Annotated in this window: 17 protein-coding genes; 14 read left to right on the plus strand and 3 right to left on the minus strand. The window is 71.6% G+C overall.

Annotated elements, in window-relative coordinates:
- Positions 1–103: 103 nt before the first annotated feature.
- Together CP983_RS33225 and CP983_RS33230 are read right to left on the minus strand one after the other, a co-directional pair.
- Complete coding sequence (locus CP983_RS33225; RefSeq protein WP_030952724.1) at positions 104–874, minus strand: DeoR/GlpR family DNA-binding transcription regulator; 771 nt, start codon at positions 872–874, stop codon at positions 104–106.
- A gap of 261 nt (positions 875–1,135) precedes the next feature.
- Positions 1,136–1,945, minus strand: a complete 810-nt coding sequence (locus tag CP983_RS33230) for an NAD-dependent epimerase/dehydratase family protein (protein ID WP_150503701.1) — start codon at positions 1,943–1,945, stop codon at positions 1,136–1,138.
- A 174-nt stretch (positions 1,946–2,119) separates the two neighbouring features.
- On the opposite strand from CP983_RS33230, the gene CP983_RS33235 reads away from it, so the two are divergent.
- Positions 2,120–3,073: a 5-dehydro-4-deoxyglucarate dehydratase gene (locus CP983_RS33235; protein ID WP_150503703.1), complete on the plus strand. Its 954-nt coding sequence runs from the start codon at positions 2,120–2,122 to the stop codon at positions 3,071–3,073.
- Positions 3,070–4,233 (plus strand): hypothetical protein, encoded by a 1,164-nt coding sequence (locus CP983_RS33240; protein WP_150503705.1) that lies wholly within the window; start codon positions 3,070–3,072, stop codon positions 4,231–4,233. Before CP983_RS33235 ends, CP983_RS33240 begins: the two co-directional genes overlap by 4 nt.
- On the opposite strand, the gene CP983_RS33245 is transcribed toward CP983_RS33240, so the two are convergent.
- The gene (locus CP983_RS33245) at positions 4,170–5,408 is read right to left on the minus strand and encodes an MFS transporter (RefSeq protein WP_150503707.1); all 1,239 of its coding nucleotides are present in this window, start codon (positions 5,406–5,408) and stop codon (positions 4,170–4,172) included. The two genes, CP983_RS33240 and CP983_RS33245, sit on opposite strands and share 64 nt — an antisense overlap.
- Before the next feature lie 137 nt (positions 5,409–5,545).
- Between CP983_RS33245 and CP983_RS44150 the strand changes: the two genes are divergently transcribed.
- The 12 genes from CP983_RS44150 (at position 5,546) to CP983_RS33300 (ending at position 16,501) form a co-directional block, all read left to right on the plus strand.
- Positions 5,546–5,716 carry a hypothetical protein gene (locus CP983_RS44150; RefSeq protein WP_163017026.1) on the plus strand — a complete coding sequence of 57 codons (171 nt, stop codon included), beginning with the start codon at positions 5,546–5,548 and terminating at the stop codon, positions 5,714–5,716.
- Positions 5,717–5,844: 128 nt separating this feature from the next.
- A complete protein-coding gene (locus CP983_RS33250) occupies positions 5,845–6,312 on the plus strand; it encodes a DUF6010 family protein (protein ID WP_208852843.1) in 468 nt (155 codons plus the stop codon).
- 157 nt (positions 6,313–6,469) lie between these two features.
- Positions 6,470–7,063: a TIGR03086 family metal-binding protein gene (locus tag CP983_RS33255; protein ID WP_150503709.1), complete on the plus strand. Its 594-nt coding sequence runs from the start codon at positions 6,470–6,472 to the stop codon at positions 7,061–7,063.
- A gap of 396 nt (positions 7,064–7,459) precedes the next feature.
- A complete protein-coding gene (locus tag CP983_RS33260) occupies positions 7,460–8,128 on the plus strand; it encodes a GntR family transcriptional regulator (protein WP_125526733.1) in 669 nt (222 codons plus the stop codon).
- Entirely contained in the window at positions 8,125–9,033 is a 909-nt protein-coding gene (locus tag CP983_RS33265; protein WP_150503711.1) for a dihydrodipicolinate synthase family protein, read from the plus strand. The genes CP983_RS33260 and CP983_RS33265 overlap by 4 nt, the downstream gene beginning before the upstream one ends.
- The gene (araD, locus tag CP983_RS33270; RefSeq protein ID WP_107907233.1) at positions 9,030–10,760 is read left to right on the plus strand and encodes an L-arabinonate dehydratase; all 1,731 of its coding nucleotides are present in this window, start codon (positions 9,030–9,032) and stop codon (positions 10,758–10,760) included. Before CP983_RS33265 ends, araD begins: the two co-directional genes overlap by 4 nt.
- Positions 10,761–10,855: 95 nt before the next feature.
- Positions 10,856–11,791, plus strand: coding sequence for a carbohydrate ABC transporter permease (locus tag CP983_RS33275; protein WP_150503713.1), 936 nt, complete (start codon positions 10,856–10,858; stop codon positions 11,789–11,791).
- A 35-nt stretch (positions 11,792–11,826) separates the two neighbouring features.
- A complete protein-coding gene (locus tag CP983_RS33280; protein WP_167537905.1) occupies positions 11,827–12,684 on the plus strand; it encodes a carbohydrate ABC transporter permease in 858 nt (285 codons plus the stop codon).
- Positions 12,681–12,998 carry a hypothetical protein gene (locus tag CP983_RS33285; RefSeq protein WP_167537616.1) on the plus strand — a complete coding sequence of 106 codons (318 nt, stop codon included), beginning with the start codon at positions 12,681–12,683 and terminating at the stop codon, positions 12,996–12,998. Before CP983_RS33280 ends, CP983_RS33285 begins: the two co-directional genes overlap by 4 nt.
- Positions 12,995–14,164, plus strand: a complete 1,170-nt coding sequence (locus CP983_RS33290; RefSeq protein WP_150503719.1) for a Gfo/Idh/MocA family protein — start codon at positions 12,995–12,997, stop codon at positions 14,162–14,164. The genes CP983_RS33285 and CP983_RS33290 overlap by 4 nt, the downstream gene beginning before the upstream one ends.
- Positions 14,151–14,996, plus strand: a complete 846-nt coding sequence (locus CP983_RS33295) for a DUF6807 domain-containing protein (RefSeq protein WP_150503721.1) — start codon at positions 14,151–14,153, stop codon at positions 14,994–14,996. Before CP983_RS33290 ends, CP983_RS33295 begins: the two co-directional genes overlap by 14 nt.
- Positions 14,993–16,501 carry a glycoside hydrolase family 43 protein gene (locus CP983_RS33300; RefSeq protein ID WP_150503723.1) on the plus strand — a complete coding sequence of 503 codons (1,509 nt, stop codon included), beginning with the start codon at positions 14,993–14,995 and terminating at the stop codon, positions 16,499–16,501. Before CP983_RS33295 ends, CP983_RS33300 begins: the two co-directional genes overlap by 4 nt.
- Positions 16,502–16,525: the final 24 nt, after the last annotated feature.

Below are 16,525 nucleotides of genomic sequence, written 5' to 3' on the forward strand. Positions count from 1 at the left end.
TGGGGGGATGAAGGGAAAGAAGAGATAGGTGTGGAGGGGATGTACAAGGAGATAAAGGGCATGCGGGGGTGTGGGCGTGCCCCGGGGGGAGTGGGTTCGCCGTTCAGACGCGGATGACCTGGGGTCCCAGGAGTGAGTAGCGGTGCGCCTCGGCCGCCGGCAGCAGCGTGCTCGTCACGATCGTCTCCAGCGTGCCGATCTCCGCGAACCGGCAGAAGCTGACGGCGCCGAACTTGGTGTGCACGCCCGCGAAGACCGTGCGGCGCGCGGCCCGGATGGCCTGCGCCTTGACCTCGCTGACGGCCGGGTCGGGGGTGGTCAGGCCGTGCTCGCGGGAGATGCCGTTGGCGCCGATGAACGCGAGGTCGATGACGAAGCCGGCCAGCATCTTCGTCGTCCAGTGGTCGACGGTGGCCAGGGTGCCGGAGCGTACCCGGCCGCCGAGCAGCAGCACGGAGGCGTTCTCGGACTCGGCGAGGGCGCCCGCGACCGGCAGGGACGCGGTGACCACGGTCAGCGGCCGGTCCAGGGGCAGGGCCTCGGCGATGAGCTGGGGGGTGAAGCCCTCGTCGACGAAGACCGTCTCGGCGTCCCCCAGCAGCTCGGCCGCGGCGGTCGCGATCCGGCGCTTCTCGGGGACATGGCTGGTGGCGCGGAAGGCGAGCGTCGTCTCGAAGCCGGCGCTCTCCACGGGGTAGGCGCCGCCATGGGTGCGGCGGAGCAGTCCGTGGTCCTCCAGGACGCGCAGATCCCGCCGTACGGTCTCCTTCGCCACGCCCAGCTCGTCGGCGAGCGCGGTGACGTCGACCGAGCCGTCACGGCGTGCGGCCAGCACGATCTCGCGCTGGCGTTCTTCCGCCGTTCTCGTGCTCATGCCGACACCTGCCTTCCGCTTCGCTGCCCGTTCGGGCCCGGTGGGACCCATGGGGGAAGTTCTACAGGGGGTGTCTGGCACTGACCAGGTCTGTTGCAGGTTCGATGCTGCCCGTGTGTGCCCGTTCACCGTGTGGTGTGCCCGTCTCGGACCTGCGTGGTTGTGGTGTGGCAGGTGAGATCGGGCGCATGCAGTGCCCGAATACGGGGGCGGGCGGGCCCGTTCGGTGCCCGCCCGCCCTTTTGCCGCACTTCGTTTCGGTCAGTACGGCCAGATCGGCGGGTCGCTCACGAAGTGGCCGCCCAGATAGGCGTGCGCGATGTTCTCCGGGTCGAGCTCGCCCTGCTCGGCGATCAGCTTCTCGGCGTACGGCTCGGAGTCGTCCTGGGGGTCGTAGCCGAGGGAGCGGGCGGAGGTCAGGTCCCACCACAGGCGGGTGTTCGCGGAGGAGCCGTGCACGACGGTGTGCCCGACGCTCTCGGCGGTCAGGGCCGCGTGCAGGAGGCGGGCGCCGTCGGCCGGGCTCATCCACACCGAGAGCATGCGCACGCTGGTCGGCTCGGGGAAGCAGGAGCCGATCCGCACGGACACCGTCTCCAGGCCGTGCTTGTCCCAGTAGAACTGGGCGAGGTCCTCGCCGAAGGACTTGGACAGGCCGTAGAAGGTGTCGGGGCGGCGCGGGGTGTCGATGGGGATGAGGGGGTCGTCGCCGCGGGGGCGGGGCGTGAAGCCGACCGCGTGGTTGGAGGAGGCGAAGACGATCCGCTCCACGCCCTCCTGGCGGGCGGCCTCGTACAGGTTGTACGTGCCCTCGATGTTGGCCCGCAGGATCTTCTCGAACGGGGCTTCCAGGGAGATGCCGGCGAGGTGGATGATCGCGTCGACGCCCCGCACGGCCTCACGCAGCGCGTCCCGGTCGGCGAGGTCGGCGACGATCGCGTCCGCCGCGCCCTCCACGGGGCGCAGGTCGAGCAGCCGCAGCTCGTAGCCGTACGCCGGGAGCAGGTCCCGCATCAGGGTGCCGAGGCCGCCGGCGGCGCCGGTGAGCAGAACGGTGCGGGGGGCTGGCATCCTCGGTTCTCCTTGAGTCCAGGGCCGTATGCATGCGCGCACGGTATTCACATTCATGGACAAGCTAAGGATCAACGACCTTACCCGTCAAGGGTGGTGCGGCTTGCGTTCATAAACGTAAACTCTGATCAGGATCCTGTTTGTGGTCGTCCTCGTCCTATCTAGGGAGAGCCCGTGACGCCAGCCCCTCTCGCCGCACGCCTGAGCATCCCCGGCGGGCCGCTGTTCTTCCCCGTCACCGCCTACGGCCCCGACGGCTCGGTCGACCTCGACACCTACCGCACCCATGTGCGCCGCGGCGTCGAGGCCGGGGCCGCCGCTGTGTTCGCCTGCTGCGGCACCGGCGAGTTCCACGCCCTCACGCCCGAGGAGTACGAGGCGTGCGTGCGGGCGGCCGTCGAGGCGGCGCAGGGCAGGGTGCCGGTCGTCGCCGGCGCCGGGTACGGCACCGCCCTCGCCGTGCGGTACGCGCGCCTCGCCGAGGGCGCCGGCGCGGACGGACTGCTCGCCATGCCGCCGTATCTCGTACTCGCCGGGCAGGAGGGGCTGCTGCGGCACTACCGGGAGGTCGCCGTGGCGACCGGGCTGCCCGTGATCGTCTACCAGCGCGACAACGCCGTGTTCACCCCGGAGACCGTCGTCGAACTGGCCCGCACGGAAGGCGTCATCGGCCTCAAGGACGGCCTCGGCGACCTGGACCTCATGCAGCGCATCGTCAGCGCCGTACGCACCGACTTCCCCGGCGAGTTCCTCTACTTCAACGGACTGCCGACCGCCGAACAGACGCAGGTCGCCTACCGCGCCCTCGGCGTCACGCTGTACTCCTCCGCGGTGTTCTGCTTCGCCCCGGAGATCGCCCTCGCCTTCTACCGGGCGCTCGAAGCGGGCGACGATGCGACCGTGCACCGCCTCCTGGACGGCTTCTACCGGCCGTTCGTCGAACTGCGCGCGCAGGGCCGGGGATACGCCGTCGCGCTGGTCAAGGCGGGCGTACGGCTGCGCGGTCTGGACGTGGGGGAGGTCCGGCCCCCGCTGCACGAGCCGGGCGAGGATCATGTCAAGCAGCTCGCGCAGGTGATCGAGCGCGGTCACGCGCTGCTGGAGCAGGATCCGGAGGAGACCAAGTGAAGGCGTCGGCATTCGTCTACCCCTGGGACGTCAACGGAGATCCCGGGGCACCCGGGAGGATCGCCGCCCTCGGAGTGCGCCAGGTGACGCTCGCCTCGGCCTACCACTCCACCCGCGCCCTGACCCCCCGCCACCCGCGTCACCGCATCGTCACCGCCGAGCACGCGGCCGTGCTTTACCCGGTGGACGGCCGCTGGGAGGGGCGGACGCTGCGCCCGTACCCGGCCGGGGACTGGGCGCCCGGCGACGCCTTCGGCGAGGCCGCCGCCGCGCTCACGGAAGCCGGTCTTCAGGTGCACACCTGGGTGGTCCTCGCGCACAACTCCCGTATGGGCGCCGACCATCCGGACACCTGTGTCGTCAACGCCTACGGCGACCGCTACCCGTGGGCCCCCTGCATCGCGCAGCCCGCCACGCGCGCGTACCTCGTCGACCTCGCCGCCGAGGCCGCGGTACGGCCCGGGGCGCGCGGCACCGAGCTGGAGTCCCTCGGCTGGTACGGGCTGCAGCATCTGCACGCCCACGACAAGACCGCCGGGGTCACGCTCGGCGACGCCGGGCACTACCTGATGGCGCTCTGCTTCTGCCCGGTCTGCAAGGAGGGTTACGGAGCCCAGGGCCTGGACGCGGGCGAACTGGCGGCCGCCGTGAGGCACGCCCTGGAGCCGCTGTGGCAGGGCGCTCCGGACGACGGGGGCTGGGCCGGGGTCGAGAAGCTGCTGGGCGTGCGGACGGCGGCGGCCACGCGCGCGTGGCGTGACGAGAGGGCCCGCACGCTCCAGGAGGCGGCTGTCCGCGCGGTCCGCGATGCCGCCCCCGACGGCTTCCAGGTCCTGCTGCACGCCGACCCCGTGACCCACCACGTCGGTGCCAACGCCGGCGTCGACCCCGCGCACATCCTGTCCGTCGCGGACGGCGTGGTCGTGCCCTGCGCGGGCGGGCCCGCCCTGCTCGCGCCGTTCGCCGAACAGGGGCGTGCGGACGCGGTCCTCGCCGCCAACCTCGGCGTGGTCTCCGGGATGGGCGGCAGCCCCGGCACGCTCGCCGAGGACGCGGCACGCGCGCGTGAGCTGGGCGCCACCCAGATCCGGCTCTATCACGCGGGGTTGGCGTCCGACGGCGACCTGGACGCGGTACGGGAGGGCCTCGCCGCGCTCTGAAGCAGCGGTACGGCACTCGACAGCCACACCACGCCGAGGACGGCCAACACCAGCCGTACGTCCAGCAGTTCGACCAGGGCCGCGCCGGCCGCCAGCCCGATCACGTTCGGCGTGAACACGAGCGTGTTGGCCGTCGCGGTCGTACGTCCGAGCAGCGTGTGCGGTGTCTCGCGCTGCACGGCCGTGAGCGCGGCGATCAGGACGCAGGGCAGTCCGGCGCCGATCGCCGCGCTGCACACCAGGGCCACCGGGTCGGACGGGATCGCGCGCAGGCCCACCGCGACGGCCGTGAGGGCGATGCCGTACCCGGCGAAACGGCGCTCGCCGAGGCGGCGCAACGCCGGCCCCGACAGCAGCCCGATCGCCACCGAACCGGCGCCCTGGGCGGCGTACAGCACACCGGCGTACGCGGGGGCGTGCCCGAGGCTGTCGATGACGGCGTAGAGCAGCGCCCCGCTGAGCCCGGCGAACAGCATGGTGGTGCCGCCGGCCAGGACGAGCGGGCGCAGCACGGGGTGCGTCCACAGGTACCGGGCGCCCTCGGAGGTCTGCTTGCGCCAGCCGCCGACCGGGGGCTTCGGCCTGCTCTCGCTCACGCGCAGACAGGCGTACAGGCCGGTGGCGAGCACGAACGTGACCGCGTCGAGCAGGGCGACGCCCGGGCCGCCGTACGCCGCGTAGAGGCCGGCGCCTGCCAGCGGGGCGAGGAGTTTCATGCCCTCGTTGGCCGTCATCCGCAGTCCGTTGAAGTCGCCGAGCAGGGGCGCGGGGACGGCGCTCGCGACCAGGGCCGACTCGGCGGCGTCATGGACGACGCCCGCGGCGCCGTAGGCGAACAGGACCGAGAACACCAGCCAGACCCGGTCCGCCGAGTCGACCGCGAAGAGGGTGGGCAGCAGCGCGGCCAGGAGCAGGTTCACGCCGAGCAGCAGGGGCTTGCGGCGGGTGCGGTCGGCGATCGTGCCGAGGAGCGGGCCGGCCAGGGTGGGCGCCCACATGGCGAGCATGCACAGCGCGGCCAGACCGTCGGAGCCGGTGAGGTCCTTCACCCATACGCCGGAGACCAGCCACAACGCCGAGGTCCCGAAGCCGGACACCACGACTCCGGCGAGATAGAGACCGGAGTTGCGGTCGCGCAGGACGGGTGGAAGTGCGCTGGTGATGGTGGTCGTCATGTCGGGCCACTGTGCGGCTAAGGCGGGGGTGTGGGGATCGGGCAAGTGCCCTAATCGTGGGCGTGGATGCCACTGGACACGAAGCATTTGAACGTGTTCAAATCTGAGTGGAGCGAGGTTTCGCGAGGGGGGAAATCATGGGGGCGGGGATCATGCTCATCTGGCCGGCGTTCTTCTTCTACGTGCTCCTCATGGGGCCGTTCTGCGCCCTCATCGGCGCGCGGACGACCACGCGCATGGGCTGGCTGATGTCGGTTCCGTTGATCTTCGTGCCCTTCGCCCTGCTGGTCGCGTTGGTGATTCCCTGAGACCGCCCTGCCGGAGCGGGCGTCGGCGGGAATCCGTTGGAAGGTGTCGATTCAGCCACTGGGGCGGGCGGGACCCCGGCCATAGCGTGGTGATCCGTCCAAGTCATCGGCCGGAAAAGGCACTTCCCATGCAATACGTCGCGCCCATCGGCGTCGGTCTCCTCTACGCCCTTCTGATGTCCTTCATCCGCGAGCCGCACCGGCGGCGTTTCAACGCGATCATGGTCGCCGGAGCGGGCGCCGCCTATCTGAGCGGCGGCGGTCTCGGCGGCTGGGAATTCGTGTTCACCGCGGTGATCACTTACGTCGCCTACCGCGGCCTGGATTCGTGGACCTTCATCGGCGTCGCCTGGCTGCTGCACACCGGGTGGGACATCGTCCACCACATCAAGGGAAACCCGATCATCCCCTTCGCCCACACCTCCTCACTGGGGTGCGCGATCTGCGACCCGGTGATCGCACTGTGGTGCTTCACGGGCGGGAGGACGCCGAGGGAACTGGTGGCGTGGGTGCGGGGGGCCAGGGAGCGGAAGGGTGCGGTGGCGGGGGAGGCTGGGCGGGTGCCGGAGCCGGACGCCGGGCTGTCCGGCGCATAGGGCGGCAGGTCGGACCGTTCGCCCGGCCATCGGCCCCCAGAGCAGCAGGTCGGACCGGTAGCCCGCCCGGCCGCGTCGGATCGTCTCTCCATCGGCGATGAGTTTCGCCGCCCCGGTCGGTCCACCTCTCAGGAACAGATCTGTGAGGAGCCCGCCCATGACCGATCCGACCATCGACCTCGGACCGCAGACCCGCGTCGTCGCCCGTCTCGTCGAGGCCGTCACCGACGAGCAGCTCTCGGCGCCGACGCCCTGCCCCGAGATGGCTGTGCACAATCTGCTGGGCCACCTGCTCGGCCTGTCCGTCGCCTTCCGTGACGCCGCCCGCAAGGAACTCGGCCCCACCACCGACACGAACCCCGGTTCGGTCGTCCCGGACATCGGCCCGGCCTGGCGCGAGGAGCTGCCCAAGGTGCTCGACGAACTGGGGGAGGTGTGGCGCGCCCCGGACGCGTGGACCGGCATGACCCGCGCGGGCGGCGTCGACCTGCCCGGTGCAGTCGCCGGCGCGGTGGCCGTGGACGAGCTGGTGATCCACGCCTGGGACCTGGCCGTCGCCACGGGGCAGCCGTACACCCCGGACCCGGCCGCCCTCCAGATGTCCCACGACTTCCTGCGCGCCGCAGCCGACGCCGGCGACCGGGGCGGCGGCATCTTCGGCCCGGTCGTCCCGGTACCGGACGATGCACCCCTGCTGGACCGCGCGGTGGGGCTGAGCGGGCGGGATCCGGGCTGGAACCAGGGGGCGTAGGAGGTAAACGGCACACGCGCCACGAATCACGGGCCCCGCCGGCATCGGCCGCGCGAGGGCCCGTACGCATGCCGGCCCGTACGCATGCCGGCCCGTACGCATGCCGGCCCGTACGCATGCGGGGCTGGTCGACTGCGGGTGCCGGGTCCGGCCGCGGAATCCGCGCATCCGTCCGGCACGGCAGGCGCAGGCTTCTGACCTGCGCATCCCCGGCCCGGATCCCATCGGCGCGCCCCAACACCCCCGCCCCTCCCCGAACTTCCTTTGTCAGAAGCGTTGACGAATCTTGCTGCCCCTCCTACCTTCATCGCGTCGCACTTCGTACGTCATATATGAGACGCGATACGTGAGATCCCATACGCGAGATCCGATCCCGCGAAGATCCGAGAGGCGCGCATGACCTCTGTGCCCACGCCGATCCCCTCCCGCACGCAGTTCGTGCTGGAGGAGATCAAACGCCGCATCCTCACCGGGCAGTTGACGCCGGGTCAGGCCCTGGTGGAGACCGAGCTCGCCGCGCAGTTCGGGGTGTCCAAGACCCCGGTGCGCGAGGCGCTCAAGACGCTGGCCGGGACCGGGCTGGTCGTGATGAACCAGTACAAGGGCGTCACGGTGCGCATGGTGGACGCGGACATGGCGCGCGAGGTCTACGACGTACGGCTGCTCCTTGAGCCCGAGGCGCTCAAGCGGGCCGTCCGGCGCGGAGCCTCCCTCGACGCCGCCCGCGACGCGCTGACCCGCGCCGACGCCGCCACCGACACCGCCGAACGCTCCCTCGCCAACCGGGAGTTCCACCGCGCCCTGTACCTGCCGTGCGGCAACCCGCTGCTCGGCCGGATGCTCGACGAGGTGCGAGACCAGGCCGCCCTCGTCTCCGCCGTCGCCTGGGCCGCCTCCCCCTCCTGGGAGCGCGAGGCCGGCGAGCACCGGGAGATCCTGCGGCTGGCGCTCGAAGGGGACGCGGACGGCGCCGGGCGCGCCCTGCACGCCCACATCGCGTCGTTCGTGCAACGGGCCTTCCCGGACGCGGGAGTCGAGGCCCAGGGAGAGGACGGTCCGGCATGACAACGACGTTCGAGTCTCAGCGGACGGCCCTGGCCGACGTGGTGGCGATCCCGGTGACCCCGTTCGCCGAGGACGGCCGCGTGGACCAGGACGCCCACCGGGCCCTGCTGCGTCGTCTGCTCGACGGGGGCGTCACCACCCTCACCCCCAACGGCAACACCGGCGAGTTCTACACCCTCACCCCCGAAGAGCGCCGCCTCGTCACCGAGTTGACCGTCGACGAGGCCGGCGACCGGGCCGCGATCCTCGTCGGCGTGGGACACGACGTGCCCACCGCCGTCGCCTCCGCACGGCACGCCCGTGAACTCGGCGCCCGGATGGTGATGGTCCACCAGCCCGTCCACCCCTACGTCTCCCAGGGCGGCTGGGTCGACTATCACCGTGCCATCGCCGAGGCCGTGCCCGAGCTCGGCGTCGTCCCGTACATCCGCAATGCCCAGCTGACCGGCGCCCGCCTCGCCGAACTCGGCGCCGCCTGCCCGAACGTCATCGGCGTGAAGTACGCCGTCCCGGACGCCGCCCGGTTCGCCGCCTTCGCACGGGACGCGGGAGGCGACCGCTTCGTGTGGGTCGCCGGCCTCGCCGAGCCGTACGCCCCCTCCTACTTCTCCGCGGGCGCCACCGGCTTCACCTCGGGTCTCGTGAACGTCGCCCCGTCCGTCTCGCTGAACATGATCGAAGCGCTCCGGGCCGGTGACTACCCGGCCGCCATGAAGGTCTGGGAGCAGATCCGCCGCTTCGAGGAGCTGCGCGCCGCGAACGGCTCCGCCAACAACGTCACCGTCGTCAAGGAGGCCCTCGCCTCCCTCGGCCTGTGCCGCCGCGACGTCCGCCCGCCCAGCCGGGAACTCCCCGAGGACGAGCGCGCCGAGGTCGCCGGGATAGCCGCCGGGTGGTCCCTATGAGCGAGGGAAGGCGGCCCGAGGAACTCAGAAGCCATCAGTGGTACGGCACCGAGGGCCAGCTGCGCACCTGGTCGCACAACGCCCGGATGCGCCAGCTGGGATACGAGGCGGAGGAGTACCGGGGCCGTCCGGTGATCGCCGTCCTCAACACCTGGTCCGACATCAACCCCTGCCACGTCCATCTGCGCGAGCGGGCCGAGGCGGTCAAGCGGGGGGTGTGGCAGGCCGGGGGCTTCCCGCTCGAGTTCCCGGTCGCCACGCTCTCGGAGACGTACCAGAAGCCGACCCCGATGCTCTATCGCAACCTGCTCGCGATGGAGACCGAGGAACTGCTGCGGTCGTATCCGATCGACGCGGCGGTGCTGCTCGGGGGCTGCGACAAGTCGACACCGGCGCTGCTGATGGGCGCGACCTCGGCCGATGTGCCGTCGATCTTCGTCCCCGCCGGGCCGATGCTCCCGGGGCACTGGCGCGGCGAGACCCTCGGGTCCGGCACCGACATGTGGAAGTACTGGGACGAGCACCGCGCGGGCAACCTCACCGACTGCGAACTGCGGGAGCTCCAGGGCGGGTTGGCGCGTTCCCCCGGCCACTGCATGACCATGGGGACCGCCTCCACCATGACCGCGGCGGCGGAGGCCCTCGGCATGACACTGCCGGGTGCCTCCTCGATCCCGGCCGTCGACTCCGGGCACGAGCGGATGGCCGCCGCCTCCGGGCGCCGGGCCGTGGAGCTCGCGTGGAGCGGGCTCAAACCGTCCGGGATCCTCACCCGCGAGGCGTTCGAGGACGCCGTCACCACGGTGCTCGGGCTGGGCGGCTCCACCAACGCCGTGATCCACCTGATCGCGATGGCCGGCCGCGCCCGCATCGAGCTCACCCTCGACGACTTCGACCGCATCGCACGCACCGTCCCGGTGCTGGCGAACGTGCGGCCCGGCGGACAGACGTACCTCATGGAGGACTTCTACTTTGCCGGCGGCCTGCCCGCCTTCCTCTCGCGGATCACCGACCTGCTGCACCTGGACCGGCCGACCGTCGCCGGCACCCTGCGCGAGCAGCTCCAGGGCGCAGTCGTCCACGACGACGACGTCATCCGCACCCGCGAGAACCCGGTCGCCGCCGAGGGCGGAGTGGCCGTGCTGCGCGGCAACCTCTGCCCGGACGGCGCCGTCATCAAGCACATCTCCGCAGAACGGCAGCTGCTCAAGCACACCGGTCCCGCCGTGGTCTTCGACGACTACAAGACCATGCAGCGGACCATCGACGACCCGTCCCTCGGCATCACCGCCGACAGCGTGCTCGTGCTGCGCAACGCCGGGCCCAAGGGCGGTCCCGGCATGCCCGAGTACGGCATGCTGCCGATCCCCGGCCACCTGCTCAAGCAGGGCGTGCGGGACATGGTGCGGATCTCCGACGCCCGGATGAGCGGCACGAGTTACGGCGCCTGCGCGCTGCACGTCGCGCCCGAGTCGTACGTCGGGGGACCGCTCGCCCTGGTCCGCGCCGGGGATCTCATCACCCTCGACGTCGAGGAACGCACCCTCCATCTCCACGTGGACGACGCGGAGCTGGAGCGGCGCAGGGCGGACTGGACGCCGCCGCCCACACGTTACGAGCGGGGCTACGGCGCGCTCTACAACGAACAGATCACCCAGGCCGACACCGGCTGCGACTTCGAGTTCCTCGCCCGTCCGGGCAAGGTCGCCGACCCCTACGCCGGCTGACCGGCGGCACGACCTCGCACAGCCCTGCACATCGAGTAAGCGCTTCCCGAACGACGTACGCACACCCGCACGACGTACCAGAACGGAGAACAGTCATGGCCCAAGCCGCAGCCGTGGCGAAACCGCCCACGCCACCCCGGCGACGCCGTGCCTCCGCCACGCCGCGCAGGCTCCCGTATCTGCTGATCGCCCCGGCCGCCCTGCTCATGCTGGGCTTCATCGCCTACCCGGTCATCGGCGTCTTCTACTACAGCCTTCAGGAGTACAACCCCACCAAGCCCTGGCGGAACGGCTTCGCGGGCCTCGACAACTTCGTCCACGCCTTCACCGAGGACCCGCTGTTCTGGGACACGCTGGTCTTCAGCGCCAAGTGGGTGTTCGTCGAGGTCGGACTCCAGCTGCTGTTCGGGCTCGCGCTCGCGCTGATCGTCAACCAGACCTTCGTGGGGCGTGCGCTCGGCCGTGCGCTCGTGTTCTCCCCGTGGGCCGTCTCCGGCGTGCTCACCTCGGCGATCTGGGTGCTGCTCTACAACTCCCAGACGGGCATCACCCGTTACCTCGCCGACGCCGGGATCGGCTCCTACGGCACGAGCTGGCTGTCGGACACCTCCACGGTGTTCCCGGCGGCGATCGTCGCCGACCTGTGGCGCGGTGTGCCGTTCTTCGCGATCCTCATCCTCGCCGACCTCCAGTCCGTCTCGAAGGACCTGTACGAGGCCGCCGAGGTCGACGGGGCCAGCCGGATCAAGCAGTTCTGGCACATCACGCTGCCCCATCTGAAGGACGCGATCGTCCTGTCCACGCTGCTGCGCGCGGTGTGGGAGTTCAACAACGTCGACCTGCTCTACACGCTGACCGGCGGCGGCCCCGCGGGAGTCACCACGACCCTGCCGCTGTACATCGCCAACACCAGCGTCGACGCCCACAACTTCGGCTACGCGTCCGCCCTGACCACGGTCGCGTTCGTGATCCTCCTCTTCTGCTCGGTGGTCTATCTGCGGCTGAGCAAGTTCGGAGGTGAGGACAAGTGAGCGTGCAGGAAGCCACCAAGGCCGCGCCCGCGCCGATGCACACCACCCCCGAGCCGCCGCGTCCGGCGAAGCGGCACCGCAACTGGGACGAGGTCCCGCGCTGGCAGATCTACCTCCCGCTGGGGATCTACCTGCTCTTCACCCTCATCCCCTTCTACTGGATCCTGCTGTTCTCGCTGCGCCCGGCCGGCTCGACCTCCCTCGTGCCCTGGCCGATGACCTTCGACCACTTCGAGAAGGTCTGGACGGAGCGCAGCTTCGGGACGTACTTCCAGAACAGCGTGCTGGTCGGCGTCGTCACCCTGCTGATGACGACCCTCGTCGCCCTGGCCGGCGGCTACGCCCTCGCGCGCTTCAACTTCAGGATCAAGCGGGCGTTCATGCTCGGGCTGCTGTGCTCGCAGTTCGTGCCGGGCGCGCTGCTCCTGGTGCCGCTGTTCGAGATCTTCGCCGAACTGCAGATGATCAACTCGCTGGGCAGCGTCATCATCGCCGAGACGGTGTTCCAGCTGCCGTTGTCGATGATCCTGATCAGCAACTTCATCAAGAACGTGCCGTACTCCCTGGAGGAGGCGGCCTGGGTCGACGGCTGCAACCGGATGACGGCCTTCAGGATCGTCGTCCTGCCCCTGCTGCGGCCCGGTCTGATCGCCGTCGGCTCCTTCGCCTTCGTGCACTCCTGGAACCACTTCCTGTTCGCCCTGATGTTCCTCAACAACCAGGAGAAGCAGACCATCCCGGTCGGCCTCAACACCCTGATGGGCGCCGACAGCGTGGACCTGGGCGCGCTCGCCGCGGGCGGCATCATCGCGGCCGTACCGGTGGTGATCGTGTTCGCCTTCATCCAGAAGTGGCTGATCACGGGCTTCAGCGCGGGGGCGGTGAAGGGATGAGACCCCGTCACATCGGCGCCCTGATTGCCATGTTGGGACCGCTGCGCGTCCCCGCCCACGCCGACGACGCCAATGGCTCCGCCGGCAGTGCCGCGACGGGTCTTCGGCCGACTGAGACGCCGTCGTGGCTGGTCGCGCAGTTCCCCGCGCCCCTGAAGGGCGCTGCCGCGCCCGACCCGCTGAGCGACATCAGCCGCGACACCCTTGCCCCGAACGACGTCGGCCGGACACCTACCCTGCACACAAAGATCGACAGCGCCGGGGCGGCCGACCGAGCGGTGGCCCGTGGCGCGGGCGCAGGGAGGCTTCCTTGAGCAGTGCCGTACCCATCGTCCTGGCGGGCGCGCGCGGCCACGGCCGGTGGCACCTGGACAACATCCGCCGGCTCCAGGACAAGGGCATCGTGCGGCTGGCGGGGATCTGTGAGCTGACCCCGCTGGGCGACGACGAGCTCCCCGAGGGCCTCGGTTCGCCGGAGCAGTCCGCCGACTTCGGCGCCCTCCTCGACTCCACCGGCGCCCGCGTCGCGGTGATCTGCACGCCGATCCCGACCCACGCCGACCTGGCGCTGACGGCCGCCCGCAAGGGCGTGCACCTGCTGCTGGAGAAGCCGCCCGCGCCCTCGTACGCCGAGTACCGGCGCATGGCCGACGGGATCGCGGAGACCGGGGTCGCCTGCCAGATCGGCTTCCAGTCGCTCGGCTCGCACGCCGTGCCCGCGATCCGGACGATGATGGCCGAGGGGGCGATCGGCGAGATCACCGGCATCGGCGGAGCGGGCGCCTGGGCACGCCCCGAGTCGTACTACCGGCGCGCGCCCTGGGCGGGCAGGCGCAGGCTGAACGGCGTCGACGTCGTCGACGGGGCGCTCACCAACCCGCTCGCGCACGCCGTCGCCACCGCACTCGCCCTGAACGGCACCCTGCGCGCCGACGATGTCACCGGCGTCGAGACCGAGCTGCTGCGCGCCAACGACATCGAGTCCGACGACACCTCCTGCGTCCGCGTCGGCACCGCGCAGGACCGCCCGGTCGTCGTCGCCGCGACGCTGTGCGCCGAGGACCCCGGCGAGCCGTATGTCGTCGTCCACGGCGACCGCGGCCGGATCACCTTCTGGTACAAGCAGGACCGCGTCCTGCTCCAGCGCGCGGGCCGTGGCCCCGAGGAGTCCGAGTACGGCCGCACCGACCTGCTGGAGAACCTCGTCGAGCACCTGATCGACGGCACCGACCTGCTGGTCACGCCCGAGGCGACCGGCGCCTTCATGAAGGTCGTGGAAGCGATTCGACTGGCCCCCGACCCGGCCCCGCTGCCCGCCGGCGCCTGGCAGCCGCTCCCCGACGAGCAGCGCCGAGTCGTGCCCGGCATCGACGGCCTGGTCGCGGCCGCCGCCGACACCCTCGCCCTCTACTCCGAGCTGGGCGCCCCCTGGGCCGACCCGGCGCGAACGAAAGAGGTGAGCACTGATGACTCCCCCTGACACCGCGGTGCTGCGCGTCGCGGGCCGACCGGTCGGCCGGTACGTCACCCGGCCCGAACTGCCCGCCCGGCTCGCCCCGCGCCCGTATCTGCACCCCGTCACCACCCTGGCCGGCACGGCGGTCACCGAGATCGGCCCCGCCGACCACATACACCACCTCGGCGTCGGTGTCGCCGTACCCGACGTCGAGGGGGCCAACTTCTGGGGCGGGCGCACCTTCGTCCGGGACCGGGGCCCGACCGAGCTCGACAACCACGGAGCCCAGCGGCACACCGCCTTCCAGCTGCGCGACCCCGACGGCTTCGTCGAGGAACTGCGCTGGGTGGCGGCCGGGGCCGAGCTGCTGCGCGAACGCCGTACGGTCGCGGCCACCGAACTCACCCGGGCCGCCTGGGCGCTGGACTTCACCTTCTCCCTCACCAACGTCACCTCCCAGCCGCTGTCCATCGGCAGCCCCGCCACCAACGGCCGCCCCGGCGCCGCGTACGGCGGTTTCTTCTGGCGGGCCCGCAAGGAGGCGCAGGCACCTGAGGTGTTCACCGTCGACCGCGAGGGCGAGAGCGAGATCCACGGGACCGTCGCGCCCTGGGTGGCGCTGGTGGGCTCCACCTGGTCGCTGATCTTCGCCGGGGCCACCGAACGGACCCGCCGCGACCCGTGGTTCGTGCGCGCCGAGGAGTACCCCGGCGTCGGCTCCTCCCTGGCCGTCGACGAGCGCCTGCCGATCCCGCCCGGCGAGACCGCCGTACGCCGGATCGTCACCGTCGTCGCCGACGGCCGGATCAGCCGGCTCGAAGCGGCGTCCCTGGTCCGCAAGGCGGTGAGCCCGTGACCGCCGAGACGTACACCAACCCCGTCCTGGACGCCGACTGGTCCGACCCGGACGTCGTCCGCGTCGGCGACGACTTCTACCTCACCGCCTCCAGCTTCGGCCGCGCTCCCGGCCTGCCCCTGCTGCACTCCCGCGACCTGGTCAACTGGACGCTGGTCGGCCACGCCCTGGAACGCCTGGAGCCGGCCGGGGAGTTCACCGGGCCGCGTCACGACTGCGGAGTCTGGGCCCCTTCCCTGCGCCACCACGACGACCGGTTCTGGATCTTCTGGGGCGACCCCGACCAGGGCATCTTCCAGGTCAACGCCCCCGAGATCCGCGGCCCCTGGACCCGCCCGCACCTGGTGAAGGCGGGCAAGGGCCTCATCGACCCCTGCCCCCTCTGGGACGACGACACCGGCGAGGCGTACCTCGTGCACGCCTGGGCCAAGTCCCGGTCCGGGGTGAAGAACCGGCTCACCGGTCACCGGATGCACCCCGACGGCACCGAACTCCTGGACGACGGCAAGGTCATCGTCGACGGCGACCGGATCCCCGGCTGGTTCACCCTCGAAGGACCCAAGCTCTACAGGCACGACGGCTGGTTCTGGATCCTGGCGCCCGCCGGGGGAGTGGAGACCGGCTGGCAGGGCGCCTTCCGCTCGCGCGGGTTCTTCGGGCCGTACGAGGAGAGGACCGTCCTCGAACAGAAGGACACCGACGTCAACGGACCGCACCAGGGCGGCTGGGTGCGCACCCCGTCCGGTGAGGACTGGTTCCTGCACTTCCAGCAGCGCGGCGCGTACGGCAGGGTCGTCCACCTCCAGCCGATGTGCTGGGGCACCGACGGCTGGCCGGTGCTCGGGGCCGACGGCGCCCCCGTCGCCGTACACCGCAGGCCCGGTCTGCCGCCGCAGCCGCCCGCCGCGCCCGCCACCGACGACGACTTCCCCGGCGGACGCTTCGGACGACAGTGGTCCTGGACCGCGAACCCCCATGCCGGCTGGGCCACCCAGCACTCCGGTGACGGACTGAAACTGGCCTGCGTACGCTCAGCCGAGGCGCACGACCTGCGCAGAATTTCGAGCGTCCTCACCCAGCGGCTGCCGGGCACGCCGTCGGCGGTCGAGGTCGAGCTGCGGCTGGACAGCCGGGAGCCGGGGGCGCGGGCGGGGCTCACGGTGCTCGGGGACGCGTTCGGCTGGATCGGGCTCCAGCGCGGCACGGACGGAGCCGCGCATGTCGTGCACCGGTTCGCGGAGGCCGTCGCGGAGCGCGAGCGGGACGCCGGTCACGCGACGTTCGCACCGGAGGGACGGGTGCGGCTGCGGATCGAGATCGGGGCCGGCGCACGGTGCCGGTTCCTCTACGACGTCGGGGACGGCCCGCGTGCGTCGGGGCCGGTGTTCGCCGCCACGCCCTGGCGCTGGGTCGGCGCCCTGCTCGGTCTGTTCGCGCTGGCTCCGGCCGGCCAGGGACACGCCGGCGCGGCGACCTTCACGCAGTTCAGGATCAGCGCCTTGTAACGCACCGCACTCGTAGGCCTGTCG

The sequence above is a fragment of the Streptomyces chartreusis genome, from assembly GCF_008704715.1.
Lineage (GTDB): Bacteria > Actinomycetota > Actinomycetes > Streptomycetales > Streptomycetaceae > Streptomyces > Streptomyces chartreusis.